The sequence below is a fragment of the Acidovorax sp. GW821-FHT10A04 genome (assembly GCF_059415825.1).
Map to the genome: position 1 here is coordinate 85,874 of NZ_JBWKNZ010000017.1, position 23,612 is coordinate 109,485.

The following is a 23,612-nucleotide window of genomic DNA, read 5'->3' on the forward strand; positions in this document are numbered from 1 at the left end:
CGTCAGTGGCCGGCGTGTACGTGCTCGCCCGCCTTGAGGCGGTACACCGTGCCGCAGTAGGGGCACTTGGCCTCACCGCTGCGGGCCACGTCCAGATAGACCTTGGGATGGCTGTTCCACAGCTTCATGTCCGCCTTGGGGCTGGGGCAGAAGACCCCGCCCTGGGCGTTCAGGTCCTTGGCCAGCAGTTCGATCACAGCTTGGGACATGGTGTTCAGACCTTTGCGAGCCAGTGGGCGTATTTCGGGTTGCGGCCGTTGACGATGTCAAAGAACGCGCTCTGGATCTTTTCGGTGATCGGACCGCGACTGCCGCTGCCGAGCTCGATGCGGTCGAGCTCGCGGATCGGCGTCACTTCGGCCGCCGTGCCGGTGAAGAAGGCTTCGTCGGCGATGTAGACCTCGTCGCGCGTGATGCGCTTTTGCACGATCTCCAGGCCCAGGTCCTTGGCGATGTGGAACACAGTGTTGCGGGTGATGCCGTTCAGGGCACCGGCCGACAGGTCGGGCGTGTAGATCACGCCGTTCTTGATCACGAAGATGTTCTCGCCCGCGCCTTCGCTCACAAAACCGCTGCTGTCGAGCAGCAGGGCTTCGTCGTAGCCGTCATCCAGCGCTTCCATGTTGGCCAGGATGGAGTTGGTGTAGTTGCTCACCGCCTTGGCCTGCGTCATCGTGATGTTCACGTGGTGGCGCGTGTAGCTGCTGGTCTTGACGCGGATGCCGCGCTGCATGCCCTCCTCGCCCAGGTAGGCACCCCAGGCCCAGGCCGCCACCATCAGGTGGATCTGGTTACCCTTGGGCGAAACGCCGAGCTTTTGCGAGCCGATCCAGGTCAATGGGCGCAGATAGCACGATTCGAGCTTGTTTTCGCGCACCACGGCCTTCTGGGCCTCGTTCACTTCTTCCTTGCTGAAGGGGATCTTCATGCGCAGGATCTTGGCGCTGTTGAACAGGCGGTCGGTGTGCTCTTCCAGGCGGAAAATGGCCGTGCCATCGGCGGTCTTGTACGCGCGCACGCCTTCGAACGCGCCGCAGCCGTAGTGCAGGGTGTGGGTCAGCACGTGGATCTTGGCGTCGCGCCAATCAACCATCTGGCCGTCCATCCAGATCTTGCCGTCACGGTCGGCCATTGAGGGAACTACGGGGCTCATGGGTGTCCTTTGGGTTGCTGTAGGTCGCAAAAGAGCGATTTTACGGGGCTGGCGGCAGCTCGGCCACCGGAGCCGGTGCCTGTGGCGCCTCGTCCTCCTGGGCAGGGCGCACCAGCTCCCACTTCACGAGCTTGCCGTTCTTGAACTCGCAGGTCACGAACGACTGCGATCCGTCCGTCCAGCGGTACAGCTCGGGCTGGGCGCCATCGTCGGACAGCAGCTGCCCCAGCGACCGCGTCATGGCCACCACATGCATGAGGTTCACCCCGGGACGCAGCTTGGCATTGAGCATGACGGCACTGCCCACGTGCCCAATGGGCCGGTCTGCTGCTTTTTTCAGCACTGTCATGAGGCGCGTGAAATGCAGCAGCGCCCACATCATGAGCCCCCCACCCACGGCCGCCACGCCCGGCCAACCATAGGACACATAGCCAAACACCAGGCCACCCACCGCCGCGAGCGGCACAACGATATTGCGAAAATTCATGGGCCGTATTGTCATATGGCCGGCGCGCGCGGCCATCCGTGGAGACCACAGACCTTCCAGACCCTCCTCGTCACCGCCCCCCAAACCCGCGCAGGCCGCACCAGGATGGCATGGACCGCCATTTCGTTGTGCAAACGCTACATCAAATGCAGGCGGGCGTCCCGCGTATGGCGCAACGCTGCGCCGCGGTTTACGCTCGCCAGTTGATACAACCTGATACGCCGGGTGATGCCTGCGGGAACACAAGCCATGAAACTGGACAACATACGCCTTTCCCCCAAGCTGTGGGGTTCCATCGTGGGTCTGCTGGGCGCCATGCTGCTGGTGTCCCTCTGGGCCCAGGCCAGGACCGACAGCGTCGTGGGCGACGCCATGGCCTCGCTGCAGTCCTACGACCAGCGCATCACCCTGGCCCTGCAGTGGAAGGGCGCCACCGAAACCACGGGCGAGCGCGTGCTGGCCAGCAACGCCACCCTCGACGCGGACCTGACCACCCTGTTCGATGGCCGCGTGAAGGCCGGCGTGACCGGCATCTCTGCCATCCAGGCCAAGGTGGTGGAGCTGGCCACCAGCCCGGCCGACAAGGCGGCGCTGGAGCGCGTGGCGTCGGAACGCACCAAGATCCTGGCCCTGAACAAGCAGGCCCGCGAGATCAAGCAGGGTGGCGATGCCGCGGCCTTCAAGACCTTCGTGGAGAGCCAGTACCTCGCGGCCATCGGCAGCTATGTGGACTCGCTCGAGGCCTTCGTGCAGCTGCAGCAGTCGCAGCGCGACGCCGCCAAGCAGGAGGCCGGCGCGGCCCTGGGCCGCGCGCGGGTGCTGGCCTGGGGCATCCAGGGCCTGGTGTTCATCCTCGGCCTGGTACTGTCCTTCCTGCTGGTGCGCTCCATCAGCCGGCCGCTGGACCGCGCGGTGGAGCTGGCCGACGCGATTGCCGGCGGCGACCTCACGGTGCAGGCCAAGGACGACCGCCAGGACGAATTCGGCCACCTGCTGCGCACGGTGTCGCAGATGGCCGAGCGCCTGCGCGCGCTCGTGTCCGAAGTGCGCACCGGCGTGGACTCGATGTCCAACGCCTCGGTGGAGATCGCCACCGGCAACCACGACCTGTCGTCGCGCACGGAGCAGACCGCAGCCAACCTGGAGGAAACCGCCGCCAGCATGGAGGAGTTGACCGCCACTGTGACCCAGTCGGCCGACACCGCCCGCCAGGCCAACCAGCTGGCATCCACCGCGGCCCAGGCCGCCGGTCGAGGCGGCGAGGTGGTGGCCCAGGTGGTGACCAGCATGCAGACCATCACCCACAGCTCGCGCAAGATCGCCGACATCATCGGCACCATCGACGGCATTGCCTTCCAGACGAATATCCTGGCACTGAATGCCGCCGTGGAAGCCGCGCGTGCCGGTGAACAGGGCCGCGGCTTTGCCGTGGTGGCCAGCGAGGTGCGCGGCCTGGCGCAGCGCAGCGCCGAGGCCGCCAAGGAGATCAAGGGCCTGATCACGGCCTCGGTGGAATCGGTGGAGACCGGCTCCGAGCAGGTCACCCAGGCCGGCCAGGCCATGGACGAGATCGTCAGCAGCGTGCGCCGCGTGTCGGACCTGATCGGCGAGATCACCGCCTCCTCGTCCGAACAGCGCGACGGCATTGCCCAGGTGAACGTGGCCGTGACCCAGCTTGACCAGATGACGCAGCAGAACGCCGCGCTGGTGGAGGAATCCGCCGCGGCCGCCTCGTCGCTGCGCGACCAGGCCCAGCGCCTGGCCGAGGTGGTGTCGGTGTTCAATGTGGGCTACCAGCCGGCAGCCGCGCCAGCGCCGCGGCCGGCAGCGGTCCGTGCCCCGGCCCCGCGCCCGGCGGCGTCGCCTGCCGGCAAGGTCACGGCGTCCACCAGTGCACCCCGCAAGCTGCAGGCCCCCAAGCCGGCGCCAGCCACCACCCGGGCACCGGCGCCGCCTGCCAAGGCCCCCGCAGCGGCTTCGACCAGGGCCAAGGGCTCGGACGACGACTGGGAATCCTTCTGACCGGAGAGGCTGCAGGCAGGCGAGGCATGCGCAACCTGGCCTGGCATGCACTTCATCCGGAGGAATGCTCCGCAGCCCAGCGCACCCGCCAACCCGCGGCCCACTCCAGAACCTTGTCGGCGGGCATGGGCCGTGCAATGAAGTAGCCCTGGGCCAGGTCGCAGCCCGACTTCTGCAGAAAATCCCAGTCGTCGGCGTCTTCCACGCCTTCGGCCACCACCTCCATGCCCAGTTCCTTGGCCAGTCCCAGGCTGGCAAAGAAAATGGCGCGCAAGGTTTCGTTGTGGTGGGCACCGTGCACGAAGCTCTGGTCGATCTTGAGCTCGTCGAACGGGACATCGCGCAGTTGCACCAGGGAGGAATGGCCGGTACCGAAATCGTCGATGGACAGCTTGAACCGGCGCAAGCGCAGGCGCGTGAGAATTTCCAGCGGCGCGCGCAGGTCCTTCATCAGCTGGCTCTCCGTCACCTCCAGGACGATGGACTGCGGCTTGACCCCGGCAGCGGCGGCAGCGGCCGTGATCCTTTCGGGGAATTCCAGCGCATGGAGGTTGTCCATGGACACGTTGACGGCCACCTTGAGCGCCAGGCCCTCCCGCGCCCATATGGCGCTGTCTTGAAGCGCCTGTGCCAGTACCACCTCGGTGAGCGCGTCGATCAGGCCATGGGCCTCGGCCATGCCGATGAACTGGTCCGGATACACCAGGCCGTCCTCCGGATGGCGCCACCGCACCAAGGTCTCCATGCCGACGACCTCTCCGCTCGAGACCGAGACCTTGGGCTGGTAGTGGTTGACCAGTTCTCCGGTCTGGATGGCCTGCGCCAGGCGTTCGACGACATAGCCCTTGCCCTGCAGGTGCTGGGCCAGCTGTGCCGAGGGCACCCACCGCTCCACCAGCTGGAACAGCGCCTGCGGCGGCACGGGCTTTTGCAGGCTGCCCAGCACGTCGATGTGGTGGGCCTGCACCAGCCTGCGCGCAGAGTGCAGAGTGCGTTCGTCCTCGCCGCTGACCAGTATCAGGCTGCCCGCATACCCGTGCTCCACCAGCTTGCGCACGAACTCCATGCCGTCCATGCCAGGCATGTTGAGGTCGCACAGGATGAGCTGCGGTGCCAGCACGGGATCGTCCACCCGTTCGAGTGCCGTCTGGCCGTTGTCGCAGGTATCGACCTGGGTGAATCCCAGGTTGGCCAGCTGCCGGGCCAGCAGCATGAGCATGAAGGGCTCGTCATCGAGCACCAGGATGCGGATGTCGGATCGGGCACTCATGGCGTGCCGTCCTGCGGTTCGCTGGCCAGGATCTCGGCCAGATGCCGGTCGACGGTGGCCATCTCCAGCTTGAAGTGCTCGAATGCCAGGGACAGGGCGTCGATCTGCCCTGCCGCACCCACCTGCTCCATGTCGGCACACAGGTCACCCAGCGCCATGGCGCCCACCGAGCGTGCGGCCGACTTGAGCTTGTGCACGGCGGCCACGGTCTTGGCGGCGCTGCCGGCGCAGTAGGCCTGCTCCACTTCCTGCGCAATGCGCGCCGCGCTGCTGCGAAAAGCCTGCAGAAACTCGCGGATGAGTTGGGGGTCGTCTCCCACCAGGCTGCGCAGGACCTGGACATCCACCGGCCCTTCGGGCAAGGGGGACCCGTCGATGCCCTGCGCCCCCGGGGCCAGCGCTGCGGCGGCGGCCCTGGGCAACCAGCGCTCCAGCAGGTCCTGCAGGTCCGCCAGCGGAGCAGGCTTGCTCATGTAGTCGTCCATGCCGGCGTCCTTGCACCGCTGGGCCTCCGTCTTGAGGGCATTGGCGGTCAGCGCCAGGATGCGCACCGGCGGCTCGGCCGCCTCGCCGGCATGGATGCGTGCGTTGGCGCGCTCCTGCTCCTCGGCACGCACCACCGAGGCCAGCTGGTAGCCGTCCATGCCGGGCATGTGCAGGTCGGTCACGATCAGGGCATAGTCACCGCTGCGCCAGCGTATCAGTGCCTGCAGGCCGTCGCTGGTCAGGTCGGCGGTCAGGCCCAGCAGCGCCAGCTGCTGCATGATGACCTTCTGGTTGATCTCGTTGTCTTCCACCACCAGGATCAGCCGACGTTGCCGGCGCGCCTCTTCGCGCGACAGCGCCGCCGGCCCCGGTGCATGGCGCGCAGGCAGCAGCGCACCTTGCTCATCCTCGTAGGGAACCCGCCCGGCGGCAACGGCCACCGCGCGCAGCAGGGCGCTGCGGGTCAGCACATTGCCGTCCACGGACACCCGGTCTGCATCGAACTGCGGTGGATAACGGTGCGGGCCGTGGCCGATGACCACGAAGTGGTGGGCCAGTCCCGGATTGGTGCGTGCAACGGCGCGCAGGCGGTCCAGCGAGACCGGGCTGTCGGCATCGGTGTTGACCACCCAGACCCAGGGGCCGGGCGCCAGACTCGGCGCCAGTTGGCGGGCCGCCTCCAGGCTCACCACGTGCCGGGTGTGCGCCCCCGCATTGGCCAGATAGGTCACCAGGTCTCCAGACAGCGTCTTGCCATTGCCGATGATGAGACAGGACAGGCCCGCGACCAGGGAGGGTGACGGCGGTGCATCACCTTGGGCGGGTGCGGCACAGGCCAGCGGCAGCCGCAGTGTGAAGGTGGAACCGGCGCCCGGCGCACTGACCACGGAAATGCGGCCCCCCATGCGCTGCGCCAGGCTGCCGGAAATGGCCAGACCCAGGCCGGTGCCGCCAAAGCGCCGGGTGGTGGACACATCGGCCTGGGTGAAGGCCGTGAACAGGGTGGCCAGTGTGGCCTCGCCCATGCCGATCCCATTGTCGATGACCTGGAATTCCAGGGTGACGCTGTGCGTACCCTTGTCCACCAGCACGGCACGCACGGCGACGCGCCCGGCGACCTGCCCCCCCGCCGAAAACTTGATGGCGTTGTTGACCAGGTTGATCAGCACCTGGCGCAGGCGCAGGGCGTCGCCCAGCACGACGGGGGGAATCTCGGGGTCGGTGAACAATGTCAGTTCAACGCCTTGCTTCTCTGCCAGGCGGTTGAGCATCACGCAGACCTTCTCGACCACCTCCCCCACGGCCATGGGCTCGGTTTCCACGTCAAGGTGGCCGGCCTCGATCTTGGAGAAGTCCAGGATGTCCTCGATGATGCTCAGGAGCGAGAACGCGGACTCCCGGATCAGGTCCACCATCGCCACCTGGGGGTTTTTCAGGCTGGAGCGCGCCAGCACGTCGATCATGCCGATGACGCCGTTCATGGGGGTGCGGATTTCATGGCTCATCGCCGCCAGAAAGTTGGACTTGGCCTGGGCCGCTGCGTTGGCGGCATTGCGCGCCACCTCGAGTTCTGCGCTGCGCTGGCGTTCGCGCGCATGGGCGGTTGCCAGGTCGCCGTACAGGCGGCTGTTTTCCAGCAGCAGGACGACCAGCACGAACGACGATGCCAGCAACCCATAAACGCGCCCGCCATAGAAGCCCAGGTCAAAGCGCGCCCCGTTCAGCACCGACGCCAGCGCAATGTCCAGCAGCCAGGCCACCAGCGTCACCATCAGCCACAGGTCCAGCACGCTGCGCGCCTTGCGCCACAGCGCCAGCAGCGCCACCAGCGACAGGGTCCAGGTGCACACCGCCACCAGGAGCTTGCCCGAGTCGTCCTGGTTGCCGCGCATCAGCACCGGCAGTGCATCGTGGCCCAGGGTGCTCAGCAGCAGCAGCGCCAGTGCAAGCGCCATGGCGCACAGGATGGCCCAGGCAATGCCACGGCGCGCCGAACCGCCCACCGATGCCTGCACGCCCGGCCCGGCGGCCACGGGGTCCTTCAGGTGGACATAGGCCAGCACGAACAGCGGAAAGCCGCCATGCCACAGGAAGTACAGCCAGGCCGTGGTTTGCGAGCCCGATCCAAGCAGTCCGGTGGGGGCGAAAAGGCCGGGGAAGCTCAGGCCATGCGCCATGGCCATGAAGGCACAGAACAGGTAGCCCGACCCCAGCACCAGCAACGCACGCGAACGCAGAAAACTGTACTGGCCGAGCAGCAGCACGGCGGTGATCAGGTCATTGGTGACCAGGGCCGTCTGGTAGACGGGAATGAAGGCGCCCACCGGCGGCAAGGCCACGCGCGCAAAGGGCGCGATCGCCAGAAAGATGAGAAGGGACGCACCCACGGCTGCAACGGCCATGCGCCGGTGGCGCGTGTCCGCAGCCAGCGTGGACAGAAATGCCGACCTGTTGTCCGACGGCGTATCCCAGGAATGCTCGATGGCCAACACAGCCTCCCTCTGCAATCGTTATCGACGCCGCAGGTGCCTCTGAAGCGGGCCTTGGCGGGCGCCGTGTAGGTTCCGGTTGACCGGGCCAGCTTAGTGCAAGTGCCCGATGGGAGCAAGAAAAAATGGCGCAGCGGCTCAGACCAGAGCCGTGCGCCAGAGCGCCCCCTTTCGGGAGAAGGGGCGCGAAGCGCACCAGGGGCTGTGCTAGCCCATCTCGCGCACGACGTTCATCGCCTCTTCCACGCGCTCCACCGCGTGGATGGTCAGGCCCTCGATGGGTTTCTTGGGTGCATTCGCCTTGGGCACCACGGCCACGCTGAAGCCGAGCTTGGCGGCCTCCTTGAGCCGCTCCTGCCCGCGCGGCGCGGGCCGCACCTCACCGGCCAGGCCGACTTCGCCGAAGGCCAGGAAGCCGCGCGGCAGGGCCTTGCCGCGCAGGCTGGAGGTGATGGCCAGCATCACGGCCAGGTCGGCCGCCGGCTCGCTGATGCGCACGCCGCCCACGGCGTTCACGAACACGTCCTGGTCCAGGCAGGCCACGCCCGCGTGGCGGTGCAGCACGGCCAGCAGCATGGCCAGGCGGTCCTTGTCCAGGCCCACCGAGAGGCGCCGCGGACTGGGGCCGCCGCTGTCCACCAGGGCCTGGATCTCCACCAGCAGCGGGCGCGTGCCTTCCAGGGTGACCATCACGCAGCTGCCCGGCACGGGCTCGCTGTGCTGGCTCAGGAAGATGGCGCTGGGGTTGCTCACGCCCTTGAGGCCCTTCTCCGTCATGGCGAACACGCCGATCTCGTTGACGGCGCCGAAGCGGTTCTTGATGGCCCGCACCAGGCGGAACTGGCTGTGCGTGTCGCCCTCGAAGTAGAGCACCGTGTCCACCATGTGCTCCAGCACGCGCGGGCCGGCAAGCGCTCCTTCTTTCGTGACGTGGCCCACGAGCACGATGGCCACGCCCGAGGCCTTGGCCGCGCGCGTGAGGTGGGCCGCGCATTCGCGCACCTGGGCCACGGAGCCGGGGGCCGAGGTGAGCTGGTCGGAATACACGGTCTGGATGGAGTCGATCACGGCCACGGCGGGCTGCATGGAGTCGATGGTGGCAAGGATCTTCTCGAGCTGGATCTCGGCCAGCACGTTGACCTGGCTGTGGTCCAGCCCCAGGCGGCGCGAGCGCAGCGCCACCTGGGCGCCGCTTTCCTCGCCGGTCACATACAGCGTGGGCAGGCCCACGCGCTGCAGCGCGTCGAGCGCCTGCAGCAGCAGGGTGGACTTGCCGATGCCCGGATCACCCCCGATCAGCACCACCCCGCCTTCCACGATGCCGCCACCGAGCACGCGGTCGAGCTCGTCGATGCCACTGGGCGTGCGCTCCACGTCGCTGGCCTCGATGGCCGACAGCGGCATCACCGCCTGGGCCTGCGCCAGGCCCGCGAACTGCGGCGTGCTGTAGCGGTTCTTGCCCGGCCCGGCGTCGGCCACCTGCTCGATCAGCGTGTTCCAGGCACCGCAGGCCGGGCACTTGCCCAGCCAGCGCGGGCTGGTACCACCGCATTCGGTGCAGCTGAAAAGGGTCTTGTCTTTGGCCATGGCGTGGGGTGATGGAGCAGGAAGGGGCGGGCTGGTGACTATAGCGGTCGCAACAGGGGCCTGCAGCCCCGGCGCACAAGCCGTACGATGGCGGCCTTGCACCTCGACGAATATGCACCCCCATGCAGCAGACCCCCATCAACCCCTTCAAGCAGGCCATGGCCCAGGGCCGCGCCCAGATCGGTCTGTGGCTCGCCCTGGCCGATGCCTACAGCACGGAGATCCTGGCCGGCACGGGCTACGACTGGCTGCTACTCGACGGTGAGCACGCGCCCAATGACCTGCGCTCGCAGCTGCACCTGCTGCAGGCCGTGGCCAGCGCCACGAGCGCCCTGCCCGCTGGCGCGCAGCCACCGCACCCCATCGCACGCGTGCCCGTGGGCGACACCGCGCTGATCAAGCAGTACCTGGACATCGGCGCCACCACGCTGCTGGTACCCATGGTGGACACGGCCGCGCAGGCACGCGACCTGGTGCGCGCCACGCGCTACGCCCCCGAGGGCGTGCGCGGCATGGGCAGCGCCCTGGCGCGCTCCTCGCGCTGGCAGGCCTACCCGAACTACGTGCACGAGGCCAATGCCCAAGTGTGCCTGCTGGTACAGGCCGAGACCGTGCAGGCCATGGAGAACCTGGACGCGATCGCCGCCGTGCCCGGCGTGGACGGTGTCTTCATCGGCCCGGCGGACCTGTCCGCATCGATGGGCCACCCGGGCAACCCCGGCCACCCCGACGTGCAGGCCGCCATCACCGAAGGCATCGCGCGCATCCTGCGTGCGGGCAAGGCGCCCGGCATCCTGGCCACCAACGAAGCCCAGGCCCGCCACTGGCTGGCGGCGGGCGCGCTGTTCGTGGCCGTGGGGGTCGATACCATGCTGCTGGCCGCGGCGGCCAGGCAACTGGTAGCGCGCTTTCGCACGGGCGAAGCCGCCGCGACCAGCCCGAATGGCTACTGACAACGACAGAGAAAGCAACGCGACGATGAAAGCATGTATCTACGGTGCCGGCGCCATTGGCGGCTGGATCGGCCTGGCCCTGGCGCAGGCGGGCAACGAGCTCAGCCTGGTGGCGCGCGGCGCCACGCTGGCGGCCCTGCAGGAACACGGGCTGCGCCTGCGCCGCCCCGATGGCAGCGTGGCGGCAACCCCGGTACGCGCCAGCGACAGCCCGGCGGCCCTGGGCGTGCAGGATCTGGTGGTCATTGCGGTGAAGGCGCCCGGCCTGCCCGAGGTGGCAAGCGCCCTGGCGCCGCTGATCGGCCCCCACACGGTGGTGCTGACCGCCATGAACGGCGTGCCCTGGTGGTTCCTCGATGGTTGCGGCGGAGCCGCCCGGGGCCGTACGCTGGAGTCGGTGGACCCTGGCGGCGCAATCGCCCGCGCCATCCCCGCCGGCCAAGTGCTGGGCAGCGTGGTGCACACCAGTTGCTCGCTGGAGGCGCCGGGCTTCGTCAAGCAGCACTTCGGCAACCGGCTGATCGTGGGCGAGCCCGATGGCAGCGCCAGCCCGCGGCTGCAGGCGCTGGCCGATGCGCTGCAGCGCGGCGGCATCGAAGTGGAGGTCTCCACGAACATCCAGAAGGACATCTGGTTCAAGCTCTGGGGCAACCTCACGGTGAACCCGATCAGCGCCCTCACGGGCGCCACCACCGACCGCATCCTCGACGACGACCTGGTGCGCGGCTTTGTATCGGCCGTGATGCTCGAAGCCAAGGCCATCGGCGAAAAACTGGGCCTGCCGATCGACCAGCAGCCCGAGGACCGCCACGCCGTGACGCGCAAGCTCGGCGCCTTCAAGACCTCGATGCTGCAGGACGTGGAGGCCGGCAAGCCCGTGGAGATCGACGCCCTGGTGGGCGCCGTGCACGAACTCGGGCAGATCACCGACATACCCACGCCCCACACGGCTGCCTTGCTCGGTCTGTCCCGCCTGATGGCCCGCACCCGCGGTTTGTACTGATTTTTCACCTCACCACGCAACCATGCTCAAGCTCTATTCCGCCCCCGGCACCTGCTCCCTGGCCGCAAACATCGCACTGCACGAGGCCGGCGCTGACCACGAACTCGTGACCCTGGACTTTGCCAACCAGCAGCAGCGCAGCCCCGAGTACCTGGCCATCAACCCCAAGGGCCGCGTGCCCACGCTGGTGACGGAGCATGGCGTGCTCTCCGAAACCGTGGCCCTCCTGCTCTACGTCGCGCAGCGCTTTCCCGCCGCGAAGCTCGCTCCGCTGGACGACCCCTTCGCGCTGGCGCGCATGCAGGAAGTCAACAGCTACCTGGCCTCCACCGTGCACGTGGCGCACGCGCACAAGCGGCGCGGTGCGCGCTGGGCCGACGAGGCCAGCTCCATCGCCGACATGCAGCGCAAGGTGCCGCAGACCATGACCGAGGCCTTCAATGTCATCGAGAACCACTACCTGCAAGGCCCCTGGGTGCTGGGCGAGTCGTATTCGGTGGCCGATGGCTACCTGTTCACCATCGCGTCGTGGCTCAAGACCGACGACGTGGACATCGCGCTGTTCCCCAAGGTGGCGGAGCACACGGCGCGCATGCTTGAGCGCCCGGCAGTGCAGCGCGCGCTGGCCTGATTTCTCCGGCCCTCAAGAAAAAGCCCTCGCAGCCTGAACGGCTGCGAGGGCTTTCTTTTTGCGAGTGCGCCCCAACGAGGCTAGCCGGTTGAAGGCAAAGCCGTCAGTTGACCTTCAGGATGCGCCAGTCGACCCGGTTGTCTGCGCGGTGCACGATGTCCACCTTCTGCGTGGTCGCCCAGGGGATGATCTGGTTGTACAGCGGGATGTGCGAGATCAGTTCGTGGTCGGCGATCAGGGCCTTCTCGATCAGGCCGTTGCGCGTGGCGGTGTCGGTTTCCTTCTTGATGCGCTCGATCAGCGCATCCTGCTGCGGGTTGGAGAAACGGCCCAGGTTGAAGTTGCCGTCGCCGCCAGCGCCGCTGGAGCGGATCAGCGACTGCAGCGAGTAGAAGGCGTCAAACGTCGGCACGCCCCAGCCCAGGAGGTAGATGCTGGCCTCATTGCGCTGGATCATCGGGAAGTAGGTGGCAAACGGCAGCGAGCGCAGCTTGGCCTTGATGCCGATCTTGGCCCACTGGGCGGTGATGGCCTGGCACAGTTGCTCGTCGTTGATGTAGCGGCCTGCGCTGCAGGCAAAATCCACCTCGAAGCCCTGCGGGTAACCGGCCTCGGCCAGCAGCTTCTGCGCGGAGGCGGGGTCGAAGGGCCAGCGCGCGTCGGCCTTGGGCGTCCAGCCGTTGACCTGGCGCGCGATGATGGCGCCCGTGGGCTGGGCCAGGCCGCGCAACACCACGCGCTGGATGGCGCTGATGTCGATGGCCTGGTAGAGCGCCTTGCGCACGCGCACGTCCTTGAGCGGGTTCTTGCCCTTGACGTCGGAGCCCGGCAGCTCTTCGCGGAACTGGTCCAGGCCCAGGAAGATGGTGCGGTTCTCGGCGCCGTCGAGGACCTTGAGGTTCGGCGTCTGGCGCACGCGCGACAGATCCTGCAGGCCGGGGTCGAGCACGAAGTCGAGCTCGCCCGAGAGCAGCGCGGCGGTGCGCGTGGCGTCGGATTTGATCGGGGTGTAGACGATCTGCGTCACGTTGCCGCCGTACTTGCCCTTGCCCCACCAGGTGGGGTTGGCCTTGAGCACCAGGCGCTGGTCGGGCGTCCACGACTCGAGCACGAAGGGGCCGGTGCCCAGCGCATTGCGGTGCGAGAACGGCTCGTCCTTGGTCTTGATGTCCTTGGGTGACACGGCATTGTTCTTCTCGGCCCAGGCCTTGCTCAGGATGCGCAGCTCGGTGAGCTGGTTCACGAGCACGGGGTTGGGCACCTCGGAGAAGATGTCGATGGTGTACGCGTCGACCTTTTCCACGCGGTCGATGCCCTGGGTGTAGACCGCGAAGTTGGAGGTCTTGGCCTTGGCGCGTTCGAGCGAGAACTTGGCGTCGTCGGCCGTGAACTCGCTGCCGTCGCTGAACTTGACGCCCTTGCGCAGGGTCAGGCGCAGCTGCGTGGGGCTCACGCGCTTCCACTCGGTCGCCAGCGAAGGTTCTGGCTTGAAGGTCTTGCTGTTGTATTCGACCAGCGTGTCGTACACGGCGGCGTGCAGGGTGTTGTTCACGCCCACGTTCTGGGCATGGATGTCCCACGAGGACAGATCGGTGGAGCGCGACCAGCGGAAGGTGTTGGCGTGGCTGGCCAGGGGCAGCGCACCGGCAAGGGCGGCGGCCAGCAGGAGGGATTGGAATCGCATGAGGGAGAAGTGCTTGTGCAGAAAGTCTTTGTGCGCTGCACTATGGACTGCACCGCCCCCGGGGCGAACGAATTTCTCGTTGTAACCTTATGCGCCGCGCCCCCAGGGCGCCTGCCGGGTTTCAATGCAGCAGCAACCCCACGGCCAGTGCGACCATCATGGCCGCGACCACGGCATCGAGCACGCGCCAGGCGTGCGGCGATGCGAACAGCGGTGCCAGCCAGCGCGCGCCCCAGCCCAGCGAGGCAAACCACACCAGGCTGGCCAGGCTGGCCCCGGCCGCGAAGCCCATGCGCAGCGAGGGCGGGTAGGGGCTGGCGATGGCGCCGAGCAGCAGCACCGTGTCCAGGTACACATGGGGATTGAGCCAGGTGAAGGCCATGGCGGTGAGCACCACCGGCTGCCATCCCACCGCCCCCGCGCCCTCTGCGCCGACCTGCATCGCGGCAGGCCGCCAGGCCCGCAGCAAGGCGCGCCCCGCATAGGCCAGCAGAAAGGCTGCCCCCAGCCAGCGCGCGGCCACCAGCAGCGCCGGGTGGGCCTGCACGGCCGAGCCCAGCCCCCACACGCCCGCCTGCACCAGGATGGCGTCGGACAGCGCGCACACGGCCACCACGGGCAGCACATGCTCGCGCCGCAGGCCCTGGCGCAGCACGAAGGCGTTCTGCGCACCGATGGCGATGATGAGGATGGCGGTCGAGGAGAAGCCGTTGGCAAAGGCCGTGGAGAGATTCATGGCCGGATGGTGCCGCGCTGCTAAGAGAAAGAAAAGCTATACTTTTTTTCTACCCGTAAGCAAAACTGAATGCACCTCGACACTGCGCAATTGACGGCCCTGGCCGCCGTGCTGGAAGAAGGCAGCTTCGAGCGTGCCGCCCTGGTCTTGCACGTCACACGCTCGGCCGTGTCCCAGCGTGTCAAGTTGCTCGAAGAGCGTGTGGGCCAGGTCCTGGTCCGCCGCGCCGCGCCCTGCACACCCACCGAGGCCGGCCAGGCCCTGCTGCGCCACGCCCAGCAAATGGCACTGAGCGAGGCCGATGCCCTGCGCAGCATTGCGGGCACCAGCGCTGGCCTGGCACCGGTGCGGCTGGCGCTGGGGGTGAACGCCGATTCGCTGGCCTCGTGGTTCGTGGACGCCATGGCCCAGGCCGCTGAGCCAGGCGAAGGGTTGGCCCTGCCCATCACCTTCGACATCCATGTCGAGGACCAGGACCATTCGTCCGAACTAATGCGCCAGGGCCGCGTGATGGCCGCCGTGACCGCCGACCCTCAGCCCGTGCAGGGCTGCCAGGTGCTGCGCCTGGGCACCATGCGCTACCACGCGCTGGCCAGCCCCGCGTTCATGGACCGCCACTTCGCGCACGGCGTGACGGCGGCGGCACTGGCCCAGGCGCCTGTGCTGGTATTCAACCGCAAGGATGCGCTGCAGGAGCGCTTCATGCGCCGCATCGCGCGGCGCGCACTGGCGCCGCCCGTGCACTGGCTGCCCTCGTCCCAGGGCTTTGTCGCCGCCACCCTGGCCGGCCTGGGCTGGGGCATGAGCCCCGACCAACTGGCACGTGAGGCCATCGATGCCGGCCGCCTGGTCGAACTGGTGCCCGGCAAGCCGGTGGACGTGGCCTTGTACTGGCAGTTCTGGCGCCTGAACGTGCAGGCGCTGCAGCGCATGACGCAGGCGGTGCAGCAAGCGGCGTCGACGGCCTTGCTGCCGTAGGAGGATCAGGCCGGCAGATCCTCATGGTGGTCGGCCACGCCCTTCTTCCAGTACGCGGCGATGCGCATGCGCTTGGGGTTCACACCCGGCTTGGCCAGCACCACCTTGCGCAGGGCCGCCATGTCGGCGTGCTCGCCAGCCGCCCAGATATAGCCATCGCCCTCGGGAATCGCCAGCGCCTCGGCGGCATCAGGCAGCGAAGCCACCCATTGCAGATCCAGCCGGGCCGCCGTGGCCAGGGCACGCTGGTCGGCCGGGTTGCGCACCTGGATCCGCACGGTGGCACTTGCTTCGGCCGGCAGCTCGGCCAGGCGCCGCACGATGGCGGGCACCGCCGTCTCGTCGCCCAGCAGCCAGTGCCAAGCAAAGGCGGTGGGCACCACCATGCTGCCGCGCGGGCCGGCCACGCCCACCCAGTGGCCCGGCTGGGCGGCCGCCGCCCAGTCGGAGGCGGGGCCTGCATCGTGCAGCGCCACCTCGACGTCCAGCTCGCCCTTGGCCGCGTCGTAATGCGCCGGCGTGTAGTCGCGCAGCACGGGCCGCGGCTCGGGCATCACCGGGCGGCCATCCTGCATGGAGGGAAGGCTCGCGCGCTCCTGGCCAGGGTGCGGCAGGATGAGCTTGAAGTGGTCGTCGAAGCCCGCACTCACGAAGTCGGCCATGTCCGGCCCGCCGAGGGTCAGGCGCACGAAGCCGGGGCTGACCTCGGTACGGCGCAGCACCTGCGCATGGCGTGCCTTCAGGGTGTGGCGGACTCGGGTGATGGCCAGGGCATCGGCCGGCGCGGCAGGGGATTGGTGTTCGGTGCTCATTAATTACAATGTTGTTGATTCAATCAACCAAATCATCCGCCAACAAGTTGACTTTGTCAACCGGTTGGTTTTGCCATGCACCGCAACCGCCCCCCCGCCGATGTCTTTGAAGCGATGCACGACCTGATGCACGTGTACCGCGCGCACATGGTGCGGGCCATGGTGGCCATCCACCCGGACCTGACGATGAACGAGGTGCGTGCACTGGGCTTTATCGGCCGCCACCCGGGCGCGACACAAAAGGATTTGGTGCGCCACAGCGGTGCCGACAAGGCCCAGGTGGCCCGCATGGTGGCGCAGCTGGCCGAACGCGGCTGGATCACCAGCCACCCCAACCCCGAGGATGGCCGCAGCCGCATCCTGGCGCTGAGCCCGGAGGGCCAGGCCCTGCAGGAGACGGTGCGCGGTCTGCGCCAGACGCTGTCGGCGCGGCTACTCGCCGGATGCGACGCCGACACCCAAGCCCAACTGCTATCGCTGCTGGAGAGGCTGCGCGGCGAGCTGGACGCCTTGCCGGCGTGCGGCCAGCGGGGCTGACGCCGGCCCCGCGCCAGCGATCTTTGTTGGCGCAGACGATTTGCCTGGTGACGCTGCGGCTTCGGGGCCACAATCGCACCAGCCGGTAAAACTTTACGTGCAATCGTTAAAATTTGCGTGTAACTTCGAGTTTTTGCGGCCCCGCGCCGCCAGGTAGCGCTTGCCCGGGTGGGCGGCGGCAAGAAAGGTGTGGCAAGTGGGAGCGTCAACGGCGAAGCAGCAGCAGGCCCTCGCGTTGCGTCCTGCAACGGAGCAGGACGCCGCGTTCCTGTGCGCCGTGTACCGCTCGGTGCGCGAGCCGGAGTTGCTCACCATCGGCTGGCCGGACGCGCAGATCCAGGCCTTCTGCGAAATGCAGCACCGCTTTCGCACGGCGGGGTATGGACAGTACCTGCCTCCCGTGGAAACGACCCTGGTGCTGTGGGAAGGCAACCCTGCGGGAATGCTTGCGGTGTGCCGCAGCGCGGAGCGCTGGGTGCTGGTGAACATCGAGCTGCTTCCCGTTGCTCGCGGCAAGGGCATTGGATCCGAACTGATTGCACGGCTCCAGCAGGATGCCAAGGACGCTGGCGTGGGTCTGCGGCTGCAGGCCGCCAGCACCAGCCCCGTGGTGCGCCTATATGAGCGCTGCGGTTTTGAGAGCGTGACCGATGACGGCATGGTGCGGCAGATGGAATGGCCGCATGGCAAGCCACGGCGGGCTTCCCCGAGGAAGCCTGGCAACCGTGGCACGAATGAACGACAGACAGTGGACTGATTGAACCAGGAACAACGACCCATGGAATTCGAAGACACCGCGCCTTTGGCCCCACAGGCCCCGGAATCCGAAAGCCGCCGCCGGTTTGTGGCTGGCGCCGGGGCGATGGCGGTTGCCGCCGCCCTGGGCGCTCCAGGCCTTGTCGGTGCGTCCCCCTCCTCACCCCTGGCCACGATTACCGCCACGGGTACGGGCCGCGGCACGCTGCGGGTCGGCATGCTGCTGCCCGAAGGGCGCGCCTACCCCCTGCTCGGAGCACAGTTGATGGCCGGGGCCCAGGCCTTTGCGCAGCAGCAGACCGCTGGCCCGCAACTGCGCTTCAGTCCCGTCACCTATGGAAACCGCGCAAGCCAGGCGCAACATGCCGCAAAGGAGTTGCTGGCGAATGGGCAGGTGGACGTGCTGGCCGGTTTCGTCGACACCGGCACGCAGGGCGCCCCGTGGGAGCCCCTGCTGGAACGCTACCAGGTGCCTCTGCTGGTGGGTGACACCGGCGCCAATGCGCTCGATCCCCAGGCGCGTTCGCCCTGGGTGGTGCACAACAACCTGGGCTACTGGCAGGCCGCCTGGGCCGCCGGCCGCTGGGCAGCCAAGGCGCTCGGCCCGCGCGCCATCGTGGCCGTGGGCCCAGCAGACAGCGGGTTTGACCACCTGCCCGCCTTCGAGCGCGGCTTTGCATCGGCCGGCGGCCGGGTGCAGAACACGGTGTTCACGCGCGCAGCCGATGGGACCAGCCAATTGGATGAGCTGGCGCTGCTGGTGCGCCAGACAAGGCCCGACTTCGTCTTTGCGCTGGACTCGGGGCACCGGGCCGCAGCCTTTGGGCAGTTCTGGGCCCTGTCGGGTATTGCCAGCCAGGTGGCCCTGGTGACAGGTGGCATGCTCGCGGAAACCATGGCGGCCGCCCACCAGCCCGCCTCGGGTCAGCTGATCTGGACCACACGCGCCTGGCAACCACAGGCCGGGGACGCCAGCAGCGTGGCGGCCATGCAGGGCACGCACCTGCCCACGCCGTTCCACCTGCTGGGCTACGAAATGGCCCAGCGCATGTCCGCAGCGGCCACGCTGTCGACCGCTCGCGGCCTGCCCCTGGCCCAAGCCATGGCGACAGCCGTGCTGCAGACGCCGCGCGGCGAAGTGCGCCTCAATGCAGACTCCGGAGAGACCGTGGCCCCAGTCTATTTGCAGGGCCTGCACCTGCCACCAGCCCTTTCCGTGGCGACGCTGCCTCCGGTATCCGCGGCATCCTGCAAAGGGCTGTGCACAGTCCTGTCCAGCCGCGTCACGGGCACCTACCTGGCGGCCTGAAAAGTTCAAGAAAGCGACCAACAATGTCAGAACCATTCATTGGCGATATTTCCATGTTTGCAGGCAACTTTGCCCCGCGGGGCTGGGCGTTCTGCAATGGCCAATTGATTTCCATCGCCCAAAACACGGCTTTGTTCTCTCTGCTGGGCACGACCTACGGCGGCAATGGACAGACCACCTTCGCGTTGCCCGACCTGCGCGGGCGTGCGCCAGTGCATGTGGGCACGCTCCCGGGGGGAGACACGTATGCCTGGGGGCAGGCCGGAGGTGCGGAATCCGTGACTTTGCTCTCTGCCCACATGCCACCCCACACCCACAGCCTGGCGGCAGGCGCGGTGGGTACCCAGGCTTCGCCAGCCGGCGGCCTGCCTGGCACCACGCCAGCGCGTGATTTTCGCTATTCCAGCGCGAGCGCCGACGCCACGCTGCACCCGGCCACCCTGCAAGCTGCCGGAGGCTCGCAGCCCCACAACAACCTCTCGCCCTATCTGGGCATTAGTTTCATCATCGCGCTGGAAGGTGTCTTCCCGTCGCGCAATTGATCTTCGAGGCCTCCATGTCTGAACCCCTTCTCGGCGAAATCCGGATCCTTCCTTATAGTTTTGCCCCCCGAGGCTGGCTGCGTTGCGAAGGCCAACTCCTGGCCATTTCGCAGAACACCGCCCTGTTTTCGATACTCGGCACCACCTACGGTGGCAACGGTCAAACCACATTCGGGCTGCCCGACCTCCGAGGACGCAGCCCTGTCCATTGGGGTCAGCGGCCAGGCTTTCAGACCTATGTTCTGGGCGAGGTAGCTGGGGAAACCACAGTCAGCCTCGCCGCGACCGAGATGCCATCGCATACCCACGCGGTCTCAGCCGTGGCCAGTGTAGGCACCAGCGAAGTCCCCAATTCGAGGACGCTGGCGCAGTCCAGCATCCGCAGCGATCTGTATGCCGACATCCCCAGCAACATGACCACGATGTCACCTACCACCGTGAGCGCTGCTGGCGGCTCCCAGGCCCACAACAACATGCCGCCGTACTTCGCACTGGCATTCTGTATCGCGACCGAGGGCATCTATCCCTCCCGCAACTGACCCTATCGCTCAGCCATCTCACCGGAAAATCCCATGTCTGAACCCTATATCGGCGAAATCCGCTTGGTCGGCTACAACTTCCCCCCGCGCGGCTGGGCGCTGTGCAATGGCCAGTTGCTCTCGATTGCACAGAACCAGGCACTGTTTGCCCTGCTGGGTACATCGTTCGGGGGCGATGGAGTCACGACATTTGGCTTGCCCAATCTGCAAGGCAGAAGACCCATCGGCACTGGGCCACAAAGCGGTGGTGGCCCTACCTATACCCTAGGTCAAGCGGGCGGAGAAGAGTTCACCACGTTGACCCTGCAGCAACTGCCGATGCACAGCCACGGTTTTGCTGCATCCACCAGCGTCGGCAACCAGGCATCGCCCTCGGGGGGCACCCTGGCCGCCTCTGCCGTGGATGAACCCTATGCCACCACCGCCAACGGTACGCAGAGCACGCCGGTCGCCATCGCCGGGAGCGCACAGCCCCACGAAAACCGTCCACCGTATTTGGCTATGAATTTTGCCATCGCGCTGACCGGCATCTTTCCATCGCGCAACTGAGCTGCACAAGAACCAACAAGGCGCGCAGGCGCTGCAAGGCCCATTTGGCCGACCAAGGAGCTGATTTCATGCAACGATGGATCCAAACCCTCAAGCCGACCTGGTGGTCCGGCCTGGGCATGCTGGTTCTGGCCCTGGGGGCCAGCGGCCATGCCATGGCGGCCACCATCACGGTCAATACGCTGGGGGATGGCAACACGGGATGCACCCTGCGCAGGGCCCTTTCCAATGCCAACGCCGCCAACCAGGGGGCAGCAGAATGCACCCGAGGAGACGCTGCCGGCAACGAAATCCGTTTCGATCCTTCGGCCCAGGCGATCGTGCTGACCGCGGGCAATGGTCCCTTGACCATCACGCGCACGCTCACCATCACAGGCAACGGTGCGGCCGCCACGAGCATCTCGGGAGGCGGCCTGGTCCGCGTGCTGGACATCCCCGTGGGCAACAGCGTGACCCTGGCCCTGAGCGGGCTCACCGTGCAAAACGGCAAGGCACTGGCCAGCAGCACCATGAGCAATGCGGGCGGGCTGTTCATCCCCGTGGGTTCCACCGCCAACCTGAGCAATTGTGCCTTCCGCAACAACGACGCCCAGTCCAGCGGCGGCGCCATCGAAAACCGCGGCGCGCTGACCATCAATTCCTGCACCTTCACCGGCAACACCGCTGCCGGTGAAGGCGGCGCCATCCGCAACATCGGCACGATGACGGTGGACGGGTCCATCTTCAACAGCAACACGGCCGACCGCGGCGGCGCGGTCTGGGTCAACCGCACGGCGGTGACCAATATCGACCTGCTCAATTCCAAGTTCGGTGCCAACACCGGTGGCAGCATCGGCGGCACGGTGGTTCTGGGCACGGCCGTGATGAATGCCACGGGCAGCAGTGCCAGCTTGACCACCACGGGCAGCGTGTCGCAAGGACAAGCTTATCCAGAGGGTCCTCCAACCATCACGGTCCAGCCCACTACCCCTGTCACCGTGGGCAGTGCTGCCACACTGACCGTCGCATTGACTGGCAGCAGTGGCACGCCCACGGGCACGGTGAACCTGCTGTCCGGCGTGGATGCCATTGCCGCTTGCGCCAACCTGGCCCTGAACAATGGCACGGCCAGTTGCAGCCCGACCAATCTGGTCGTGGGTGTGCACACCATCACGGCCCAGTACCCCGGCGACAGCACCTACCAGGCAGGCACCTCTGCGGGCGTGGCCCAGGTGATCAACGGCTCCACGAATGCCGACACCAAGCAGGTCACGGTGAGCGGCCCGCAGAATGCCGAGGTCTGGGTGGACAGCGCCAACAAGGGCACCATCACGGCCACCGGCAAGCTGACCGTTGTGCTGGACACGCCAGCGCCGGATGGCGCCAAGCCTTTCCTGGTCGAGACCAAGATCGCAGGCGGGGGCAGCACGCTGGTCAGCGGCACGCTCACGATCACGCGTGATAGCACGCCACCGGCTTTCTCCAGCATCGTGCCAGCCGACAATGGCTTCCTGGGCAGCACCAGCACCATCGACTACGTGCTGAGCGAAGAGGTGGTGGCCGGCGCCACCATCGTGTTCACACGCACCGGCGGCGCTGCAGACCCGACACCGCGCACCTGCACGTTGCAGGGCACGGCCCTGAATTTGGGCGCCCACCAGATCGCCTATGCCGCCAACGCCAATGGCTGCACCACGACACTGACCCTGGTCAGCGACGCCATCTACACCATCGCTTTCAGCGGCACGGACAAGGCGGGCAACGCATCGGTCGCCACCCAGGTCACTAGCGTCACCTATGACACGACGGCCCCCACGGCCACCTTGACCCTGGCCCCCACCTCCACCAGCCGCACGATCACCGTGGCAGCCGGCGCCTTCACCGGCAGTGATGCCGGATCGGGCATCGCCGCAGCAGGCTACTGCCTGCAGGAGACCAACGTGTCGACCAACTGCGTCTGGGGTGCGGTGCCGACGAGCTACCCGTTCGCCTCGGATGGCAGCAAGACCCTGTACGGCTTTGTCAAGGACAATGCGGGCAACGTCTCTGCAGCCGCCTCCGCCAACATGCTGGTGGACTCTGGTGTGCCAGCGGCCCCGACCCTGAACACGACGCCCACCTATGCCATCGGCAATTCCACCGCGCTGACCGTTCAGAGCGTCGAGAATGGTCTCCAGGTCTGGGTTGGCAACACCAACACGAACCAGGTCATCGCGAACGGCACGGCCACCATCACTATCGACACCAGCGGCATCACCAACGGCCAGCAGACCACCTTCCGGATCACCTTGCGCGATGCGGCGGGCAATGTGAGCGCCGAGCTGGTTCTGCCGCTGACGCGCGACACCACCGCGCCGGTATTCAGCGCAACGACCCCGGCCAACAATACTGCCATCAAGGCCAATGCCACGCTGGGCTTCACGCTCAGCAAAGCCGTGGCCAGCGCCAGCATCACGGCAACCCGTACCGGCGGCACCGTCGATGGCGCGCTCCACACTTGCACGCTGCAGGGTACGGCCCTCAGCGCTGGCGCCCATGTGGTGGCCCTGGCCGCCGATGCCAATGGCTGCACAACCCCGCTGGGCTTGGTCGATGGTGCGATCTACACCTTCGCGTTCGACGCCACCGATGCGGCGACCAACGCCGCCGTGACGGCTTCCATCACCGGCGTGACCTACGACACCAGCGCTCCATCGGCCCCGGTGGTGACCAGCCCTGCCAACAACGCATCGGCCGAAGGCAACTCGGTGGTCATCACCGGCACGGCAGAAACCGGTAGCCGGGTGGAGGTGTACGAAGGCGCCACCCTGCTGGGCAGCGCCACGGCCACGGGGGGCAACTTCTCGGTCACCATGGCGGGCCTGAGCTTCACAGTGCACAACTTCACGCTCAAGGCGATCGATGCCGCGGGCAACGAGAGCGGCACCACGGCACTGGCCTATACGGCCCAGGTGCCCAGCAGCGGTGGCGGATCGCCCCCGCCCGCGGTGATCACCCAGGGCACGGCAACCGTAGCGCCGGGCGCGCCCGTCACCATCGGCGGCAGCGTGCAGGTCACGGCATCCCCGGGCAGCACGATCACGCTCAACCCGCAATCGGGCGGCTCCACC

20 protein-coding genes and 2 pseudogenes are annotated in these 23,612 nt (G+C 67.4%); 13 read left to right on the plus strand and 9 right to left on the minus strand.

Annotation, left to right across the window (positions count from 1 at the left end):
• Positions 1 to 2: 2 nt before the first annotated feature.
• From AC07PF_RS27915 to AC07PF_RS27925, 3 genes are read right to left on the minus strand one after another with little or no spacing between them, the layout of a single operon-like run.
• Positions 3 to 209 carry a zinc-finger domain-containing protein gene (locus AC07PF_RS27915; RefSeq protein WP_007859839.1) on the minus strand — a complete coding sequence of 69 codons (207 nt, stop codon included), beginning with the start codon at positions 207 to 209 and terminating at the stop codon, positions 3 to 5.
• A 5-nt stretch (positions 210 to 214) separates the two neighbouring features.
• Positions 215 to 1,153, minus strand: coding sequence for a branched-chain amino acid transaminase (locus tag AC07PF_RS27920; RefSeq protein WP_145694373.1), 939 nt, complete (start codon positions 1,151 to 1,153; stop codon positions 215 to 217).
• A gap of 40 nt (positions 1,154 to 1,193) precedes the next feature.
• Complete coding sequence (locus AC07PF_RS27925) at positions 1,194 to 1,640, minus strand: hypothetical protein (protein WP_007859842.1); 447 nt, start codon at positions 1,638 to 1,640, stop codon at positions 1,194 to 1,196.
• 249 nt (positions 1,641 to 1,889) lie between these two features.
• Between AC07PF_RS27925 and AC07PF_RS27930 the strand changes: the two genes are divergently transcribed.
• Positions 1,890 to 3,662 (plus strand): methyl-accepting chemotaxis protein, encoded by a 1,773-nt coding sequence (locus AC07PF_RS27930; RefSeq protein WP_494614062.1) that lies wholly within the window; start codon positions 1,890 to 1,892, stop codon positions 3,660 to 3,662.
• Between the two features lie 52 nt (positions 3,663 to 3,714).
• Here AC07PF_RS27930 and AC07PF_RS27935 read toward each other — a convergent pair whose 3' ends face one another.
• From AC07PF_RS27935 to radA, 3 genes are all read right to left on the minus strand, one after another.
• Positions 3,715 to 4,932 carry an EAL domain-containing response regulator gene (locus AC07PF_RS27935; RefSeq protein WP_494614063.1) on the minus strand — a complete coding sequence of 406 codons (1,218 nt, stop codon included), beginning with the start codon at positions 4,930 to 4,932 and terminating at the stop codon, positions 3,715 to 3,717.
• Positions 4,929 to 7,907, minus strand: coding sequence for an MASE4 domain-containing protein (locus AC07PF_RS27940; protein WP_494614064.1), 2,979 nt, complete (start codon positions 7,905 to 7,907; stop codon positions 4,929 to 4,931). The genes AC07PF_RS27935 and AC07PF_RS27940 overlap by 4 nt, the downstream gene beginning before the upstream one ends.
• 207 nt (positions 7,908 to 8,114) lie before the next feature.
• Entirely contained in the window at positions 8,115 to 9,494 is a 1,380-nt protein-coding gene (gene radA, locus AC07PF_RS27945) for a DNA repair protein RadA (RefSeq protein ID WP_494614065.1), read from the minus strand.
• Between the two features lie 122 nt (positions 9,495 to 9,616).
• Between radA and AC07PF_RS27950 the strand changes: the two genes are divergently transcribed.
• The 3 genes from AC07PF_RS27950 to AC07PF_RS27960 are packed head-to-tail and all read left to right on the plus strand — an operon-like array spanning position 9,617 to position 12,081.
• On the plus strand, positions 9,617 to 10,447 hold the full coding sequence (locus tag AC07PF_RS27950; RefSeq protein WP_494614066.1) for an aldolase/citrate lyase family protein: 831 nt from the start codon (positions 9,617 to 9,619) through the stop codon (positions 10,445 to 10,447).
• Positions 10,448 to 10,472: 25 nt separating this feature from the next.
• Complete coding sequence (locus AC07PF_RS27955; protein WP_494614067.1) at positions 10,473 to 11,450, plus strand: 2-dehydropantoate 2-reductase; 978 nt, start codon at positions 10,473 to 10,475, stop codon at positions 11,448 to 11,450.
• Positions 11,451 to 11,472: 22 nt separating this feature from the next.
• Positions 11,473 to 12,081, plus strand: a complete 609-nt coding sequence (locus AC07PF_RS27960; RefSeq protein WP_494614068.1) for a glutathione S-transferase family protein — start codon at positions 11,473 to 11,475, stop codon at positions 12,079 to 12,081.
• Between the two features lie 103 nt (positions 12,082 to 12,184).
• On the opposite strand, the gene AC07PF_RS27965 is transcribed toward AC07PF_RS27960, so the two are convergent.
• Together AC07PF_RS27965 and AC07PF_RS27970 are read right to left on the minus strand one after the other, a co-directional pair.
• Positions 12,185 to 13,765 (minus strand): ABC transporter substrate-binding protein, encoded by a 1,581-nt coding sequence (locus tag AC07PF_RS27965; RefSeq protein WP_494614069.1) that lies wholly within the window; start codon positions 13,763 to 13,765, stop codon positions 12,185 to 12,187.
• 121 nt (positions 13,766 to 13,886) lie between these two features.
• Complete coding sequence (locus tag AC07PF_RS27970) at positions 13,887 to 14,501, minus strand: LysE/ArgO family amino acid transporter (RefSeq protein ID WP_494614070.1); 615 nt, start codon at positions 14,499 to 14,501, stop codon at positions 13,887 to 13,889.
• 69 nt (positions 14,502 to 14,570) lie between these two features.
• Between AC07PF_RS27970 and AC07PF_RS27975 the strand changes: the two genes are divergently transcribed.
• Positions 14,571 to 15,479, plus strand: coding sequence for a LysR family transcriptional regulator ArgP (locus tag AC07PF_RS27975; RefSeq protein WP_494614071.1), 909 nt, complete (start codon positions 14,571 to 14,573; stop codon positions 15,477 to 15,479).
• Positions 15,480 to 15,484: 5 nt separating this feature from the next.
• Here AC07PF_RS27975 and AC07PF_RS27980 read toward each other — a convergent pair whose 3' ends face one another.
• Complete coding sequence (locus tag AC07PF_RS27980; protein ID WP_494614072.1) at positions 15,485 to 16,291, minus strand: siderophore-interacting protein; 807 nt, start codon at positions 16,289 to 16,291, stop codon at positions 15,485 to 15,487.
• A gap of 75 nt (positions 16,292 to 16,366) precedes the next feature.
• Here AC07PF_RS27980 and AC07PF_RS27985 point away from each other — a divergent pair, with 75 nt between their 5' ends.
• The 8 genes and pseudogenes from AC07PF_RS27985 to AC07PF_RS28020 all read left to right on the plus strand — a co-directional run.
• Entirely contained in the window at positions 16,367 to 16,828 is a 462-nt protein-coding gene (locus AC07PF_RS27985) for a MarR family winged helix-turn-helix transcriptional regulator (RefSeq protein WP_494614073.1), read from the plus strand.
• 235 nt (positions 16,829 to 17,063) lie between these two features.
• The gene (locus AC07PF_RS27990; RefSeq protein ID WP_494614074.1) at positions 17,064 to 17,585 is read left to right on the plus strand and encodes a GNAT family N-acetyltransferase; all 522 of its coding nucleotides are present in this window, start codon (positions 17,064 to 17,066) and stop codon (positions 17,583 to 17,585) included.
• Positions 17,586 to 17,606: 21 nt separating this feature from the next.
• Positions 17,607 to 18,893 (plus strand): ABC transporter substrate-binding protein, encoded by a 1,287-nt coding sequence (locus AC07PF_RS27995; RefSeq protein ID WP_494614075.1) that lies wholly within the window; start codon positions 17,607 to 17,609, stop codon positions 18,891 to 18,893.
• Positions 18,894 to 18,946: 53 nt separating this feature from the next.
• A pseudogene (locus AC07PF_RS28000) lies at positions 18,947 to 19,045 on the plus strand (phage tail protein); the annotation flags it as partial.
• 147 nt (positions 19,046 to 19,192) lie between these two features.
• A complete protein-coding gene (locus tag AC07PF_RS28005) occupies positions 19,193 to 19,435 on the plus strand; it encodes a phage tail protein (protein WP_494609029.1) in 243 nt (80 codons plus the stop codon).
• Positions 19,436 to 19,449: 14 nt separating this feature from the next.
• Positions 19,450 to 19,974: a phage tail protein gene (locus AC07PF_RS28010; RefSeq protein WP_494608960.1), complete on the plus strand. Its 525-nt coding sequence runs from the start codon at positions 19,450 to 19,452 to the stop codon at positions 19,972 to 19,974.
• Positions 19,975 to 20,007: 33 nt separating this feature from the next.
• Positions 20,008 to 20,523, plus strand: a complete 516-nt coding sequence (locus AC07PF_RS28015; RefSeq protein ID WP_494608959.1) for a phage tail protein — start codon at positions 20,008 to 20,010, stop codon at positions 20,521 to 20,523.
• Between the two features lie 509 nt (positions 20,524 to 21,032).
• Positions 21,033 to 23,429 (plus strand): annotated as a pseudogene (locus AC07PF_RS28020) (beta strand repeat-containing protein); the annotation flags it as partial.
• Between the last annotated feature and the right edge of the window lie 183 nt (positions 23,430 to 23,612).

What these genes read in the sequence shown, in the direction of transcription:
- AC07PF_RS27915 (WP_007859839.1), bottom strand. Translation starts at nt 209, where the DNA reads ATGTCCCAAGCTGTGATCGAACTGCTGGCCAAGGACCTGAACGCCCAG.
- AC07PF_RS27920 (WP_145694373.1), bottom strand. Translation starts at nt 1,153, where the DNA reads ATGAGCCCCGTAGTTCCCTCAATGGCCGACCGTGACGGCAAGATCTGG.
- AC07PF_RS27925 (WP_007859842.1), bottom strand. Translation starts at nt 1,640, where the DNA reads ATGAATTTTCGCAATATCGTTGTGCCGCTCGCGGCGGTGGGTGGCCTG.
- AC07PF_RS27930 (WP_494614062.1), top strand. Translation starts at nt 1,890, where the DNA reads ATGAAACTGGACAACATACGCCTTTCCCCCAAGCTGTGGGGTTCCATC.
- AC07PF_RS27935 (WP_494614063.1), bottom strand. Translation starts at nt 4,932, where the DNA reads ATGAGTGCCCGATCCGACATCCGCATCCTGGTGCTCGATGACGAGCCC.
- radA (WP_494614065.1), bottom strand. Translation starts at nt 9,494, where the DNA reads ATGGCCAAAGACAAGACCCTTTTCAGCTGCACCGAATGCGGTGGTACC.
- AC07PF_RS27950 (WP_494614066.1), top strand. Translation starts at nt 9,617, where the DNA reads ATGCAGCAGACCCCCATCAACCCCTTCAAGCAGGCCATGGCCCAGGGC.
- AC07PF_RS27955 (WP_494614067.1), top strand. Translation starts at nt 10,473, where the DNA reads ATGAAAGCATGTATCTACGGTGCCGGCGCCATTGGCGGCTGGATCGGC.
- AC07PF_RS27960 (WP_494614068.1), top strand. Translation starts at nt 11,473, where the DNA reads ATGCTCAAGCTCTATTCCGCCCCCGGCACCTGCTCCCTGGCCGCAAAC.
- AC07PF_RS27965 (WP_494614069.1), bottom strand. Translation starts at nt 13,765, where the DNA reads ATGCGATTCCAATCCCTCCTGCTGGCCGCCGCCCTTGCCGGTGCGCTG.
- AC07PF_RS27970 (WP_494614070.1), bottom strand. Translation starts at nt 14,501, where the DNA reads ATGAATCTCTCCACGGCCTTTGCCAACGGCTTCTCCTCGACCGCCATC.
- AC07PF_RS27975 (WP_494614071.1), top strand. Translation starts at nt 14,571, where the DNA reads ATGCACCTCGACACTGCGCAATTGACGGCCCTGGCCGCCGTGCTGGAA.
- AC07PF_RS27980 (WP_494614072.1), bottom strand. Translation starts at nt 16,291, where the DNA reads ATGAGCACCGAACACCAATCCCCTGCCGCGCCGGCCGATGCCCTGGCC.
- AC07PF_RS27985 (WP_494614073.1), top strand. Translation starts at nt 16,367, where the DNA reads ATGCACCGCAACCGCCCCCCCGCCGATGTCTTTGAAGCGATGCACGAC.
- AC07PF_RS27995 (WP_494614075.1), top strand. Translation starts at nt 17,607, where the DNA reads ATGGAATTCGAAGACACCGCGCCTTTGGCCCCACAGGCCCCGGAATCC.
- AC07PF_RS28005 (WP_494609029.1), top strand. Translation starts at nt 19,193, where the DNA reads ATGCCACCCCACACCCACAGCCTGGCGGCAGGCGCGGTGGGTACCCAG.
- AC07PF_RS28010 (WP_494608960.1), top strand. Translation starts at nt 19,450, where the DNA reads ATGTCTGAACCCCTTCTCGGCGAAATCCGGATCCTTCCTTATAGTTTT.
- AC07PF_RS28015 (WP_494608959.1), top strand. Translation starts at nt 20,008, where the DNA reads ATGTCTGAACCCTATATCGGCGAAATCCGCTTGGTCGGCTACAACTTC.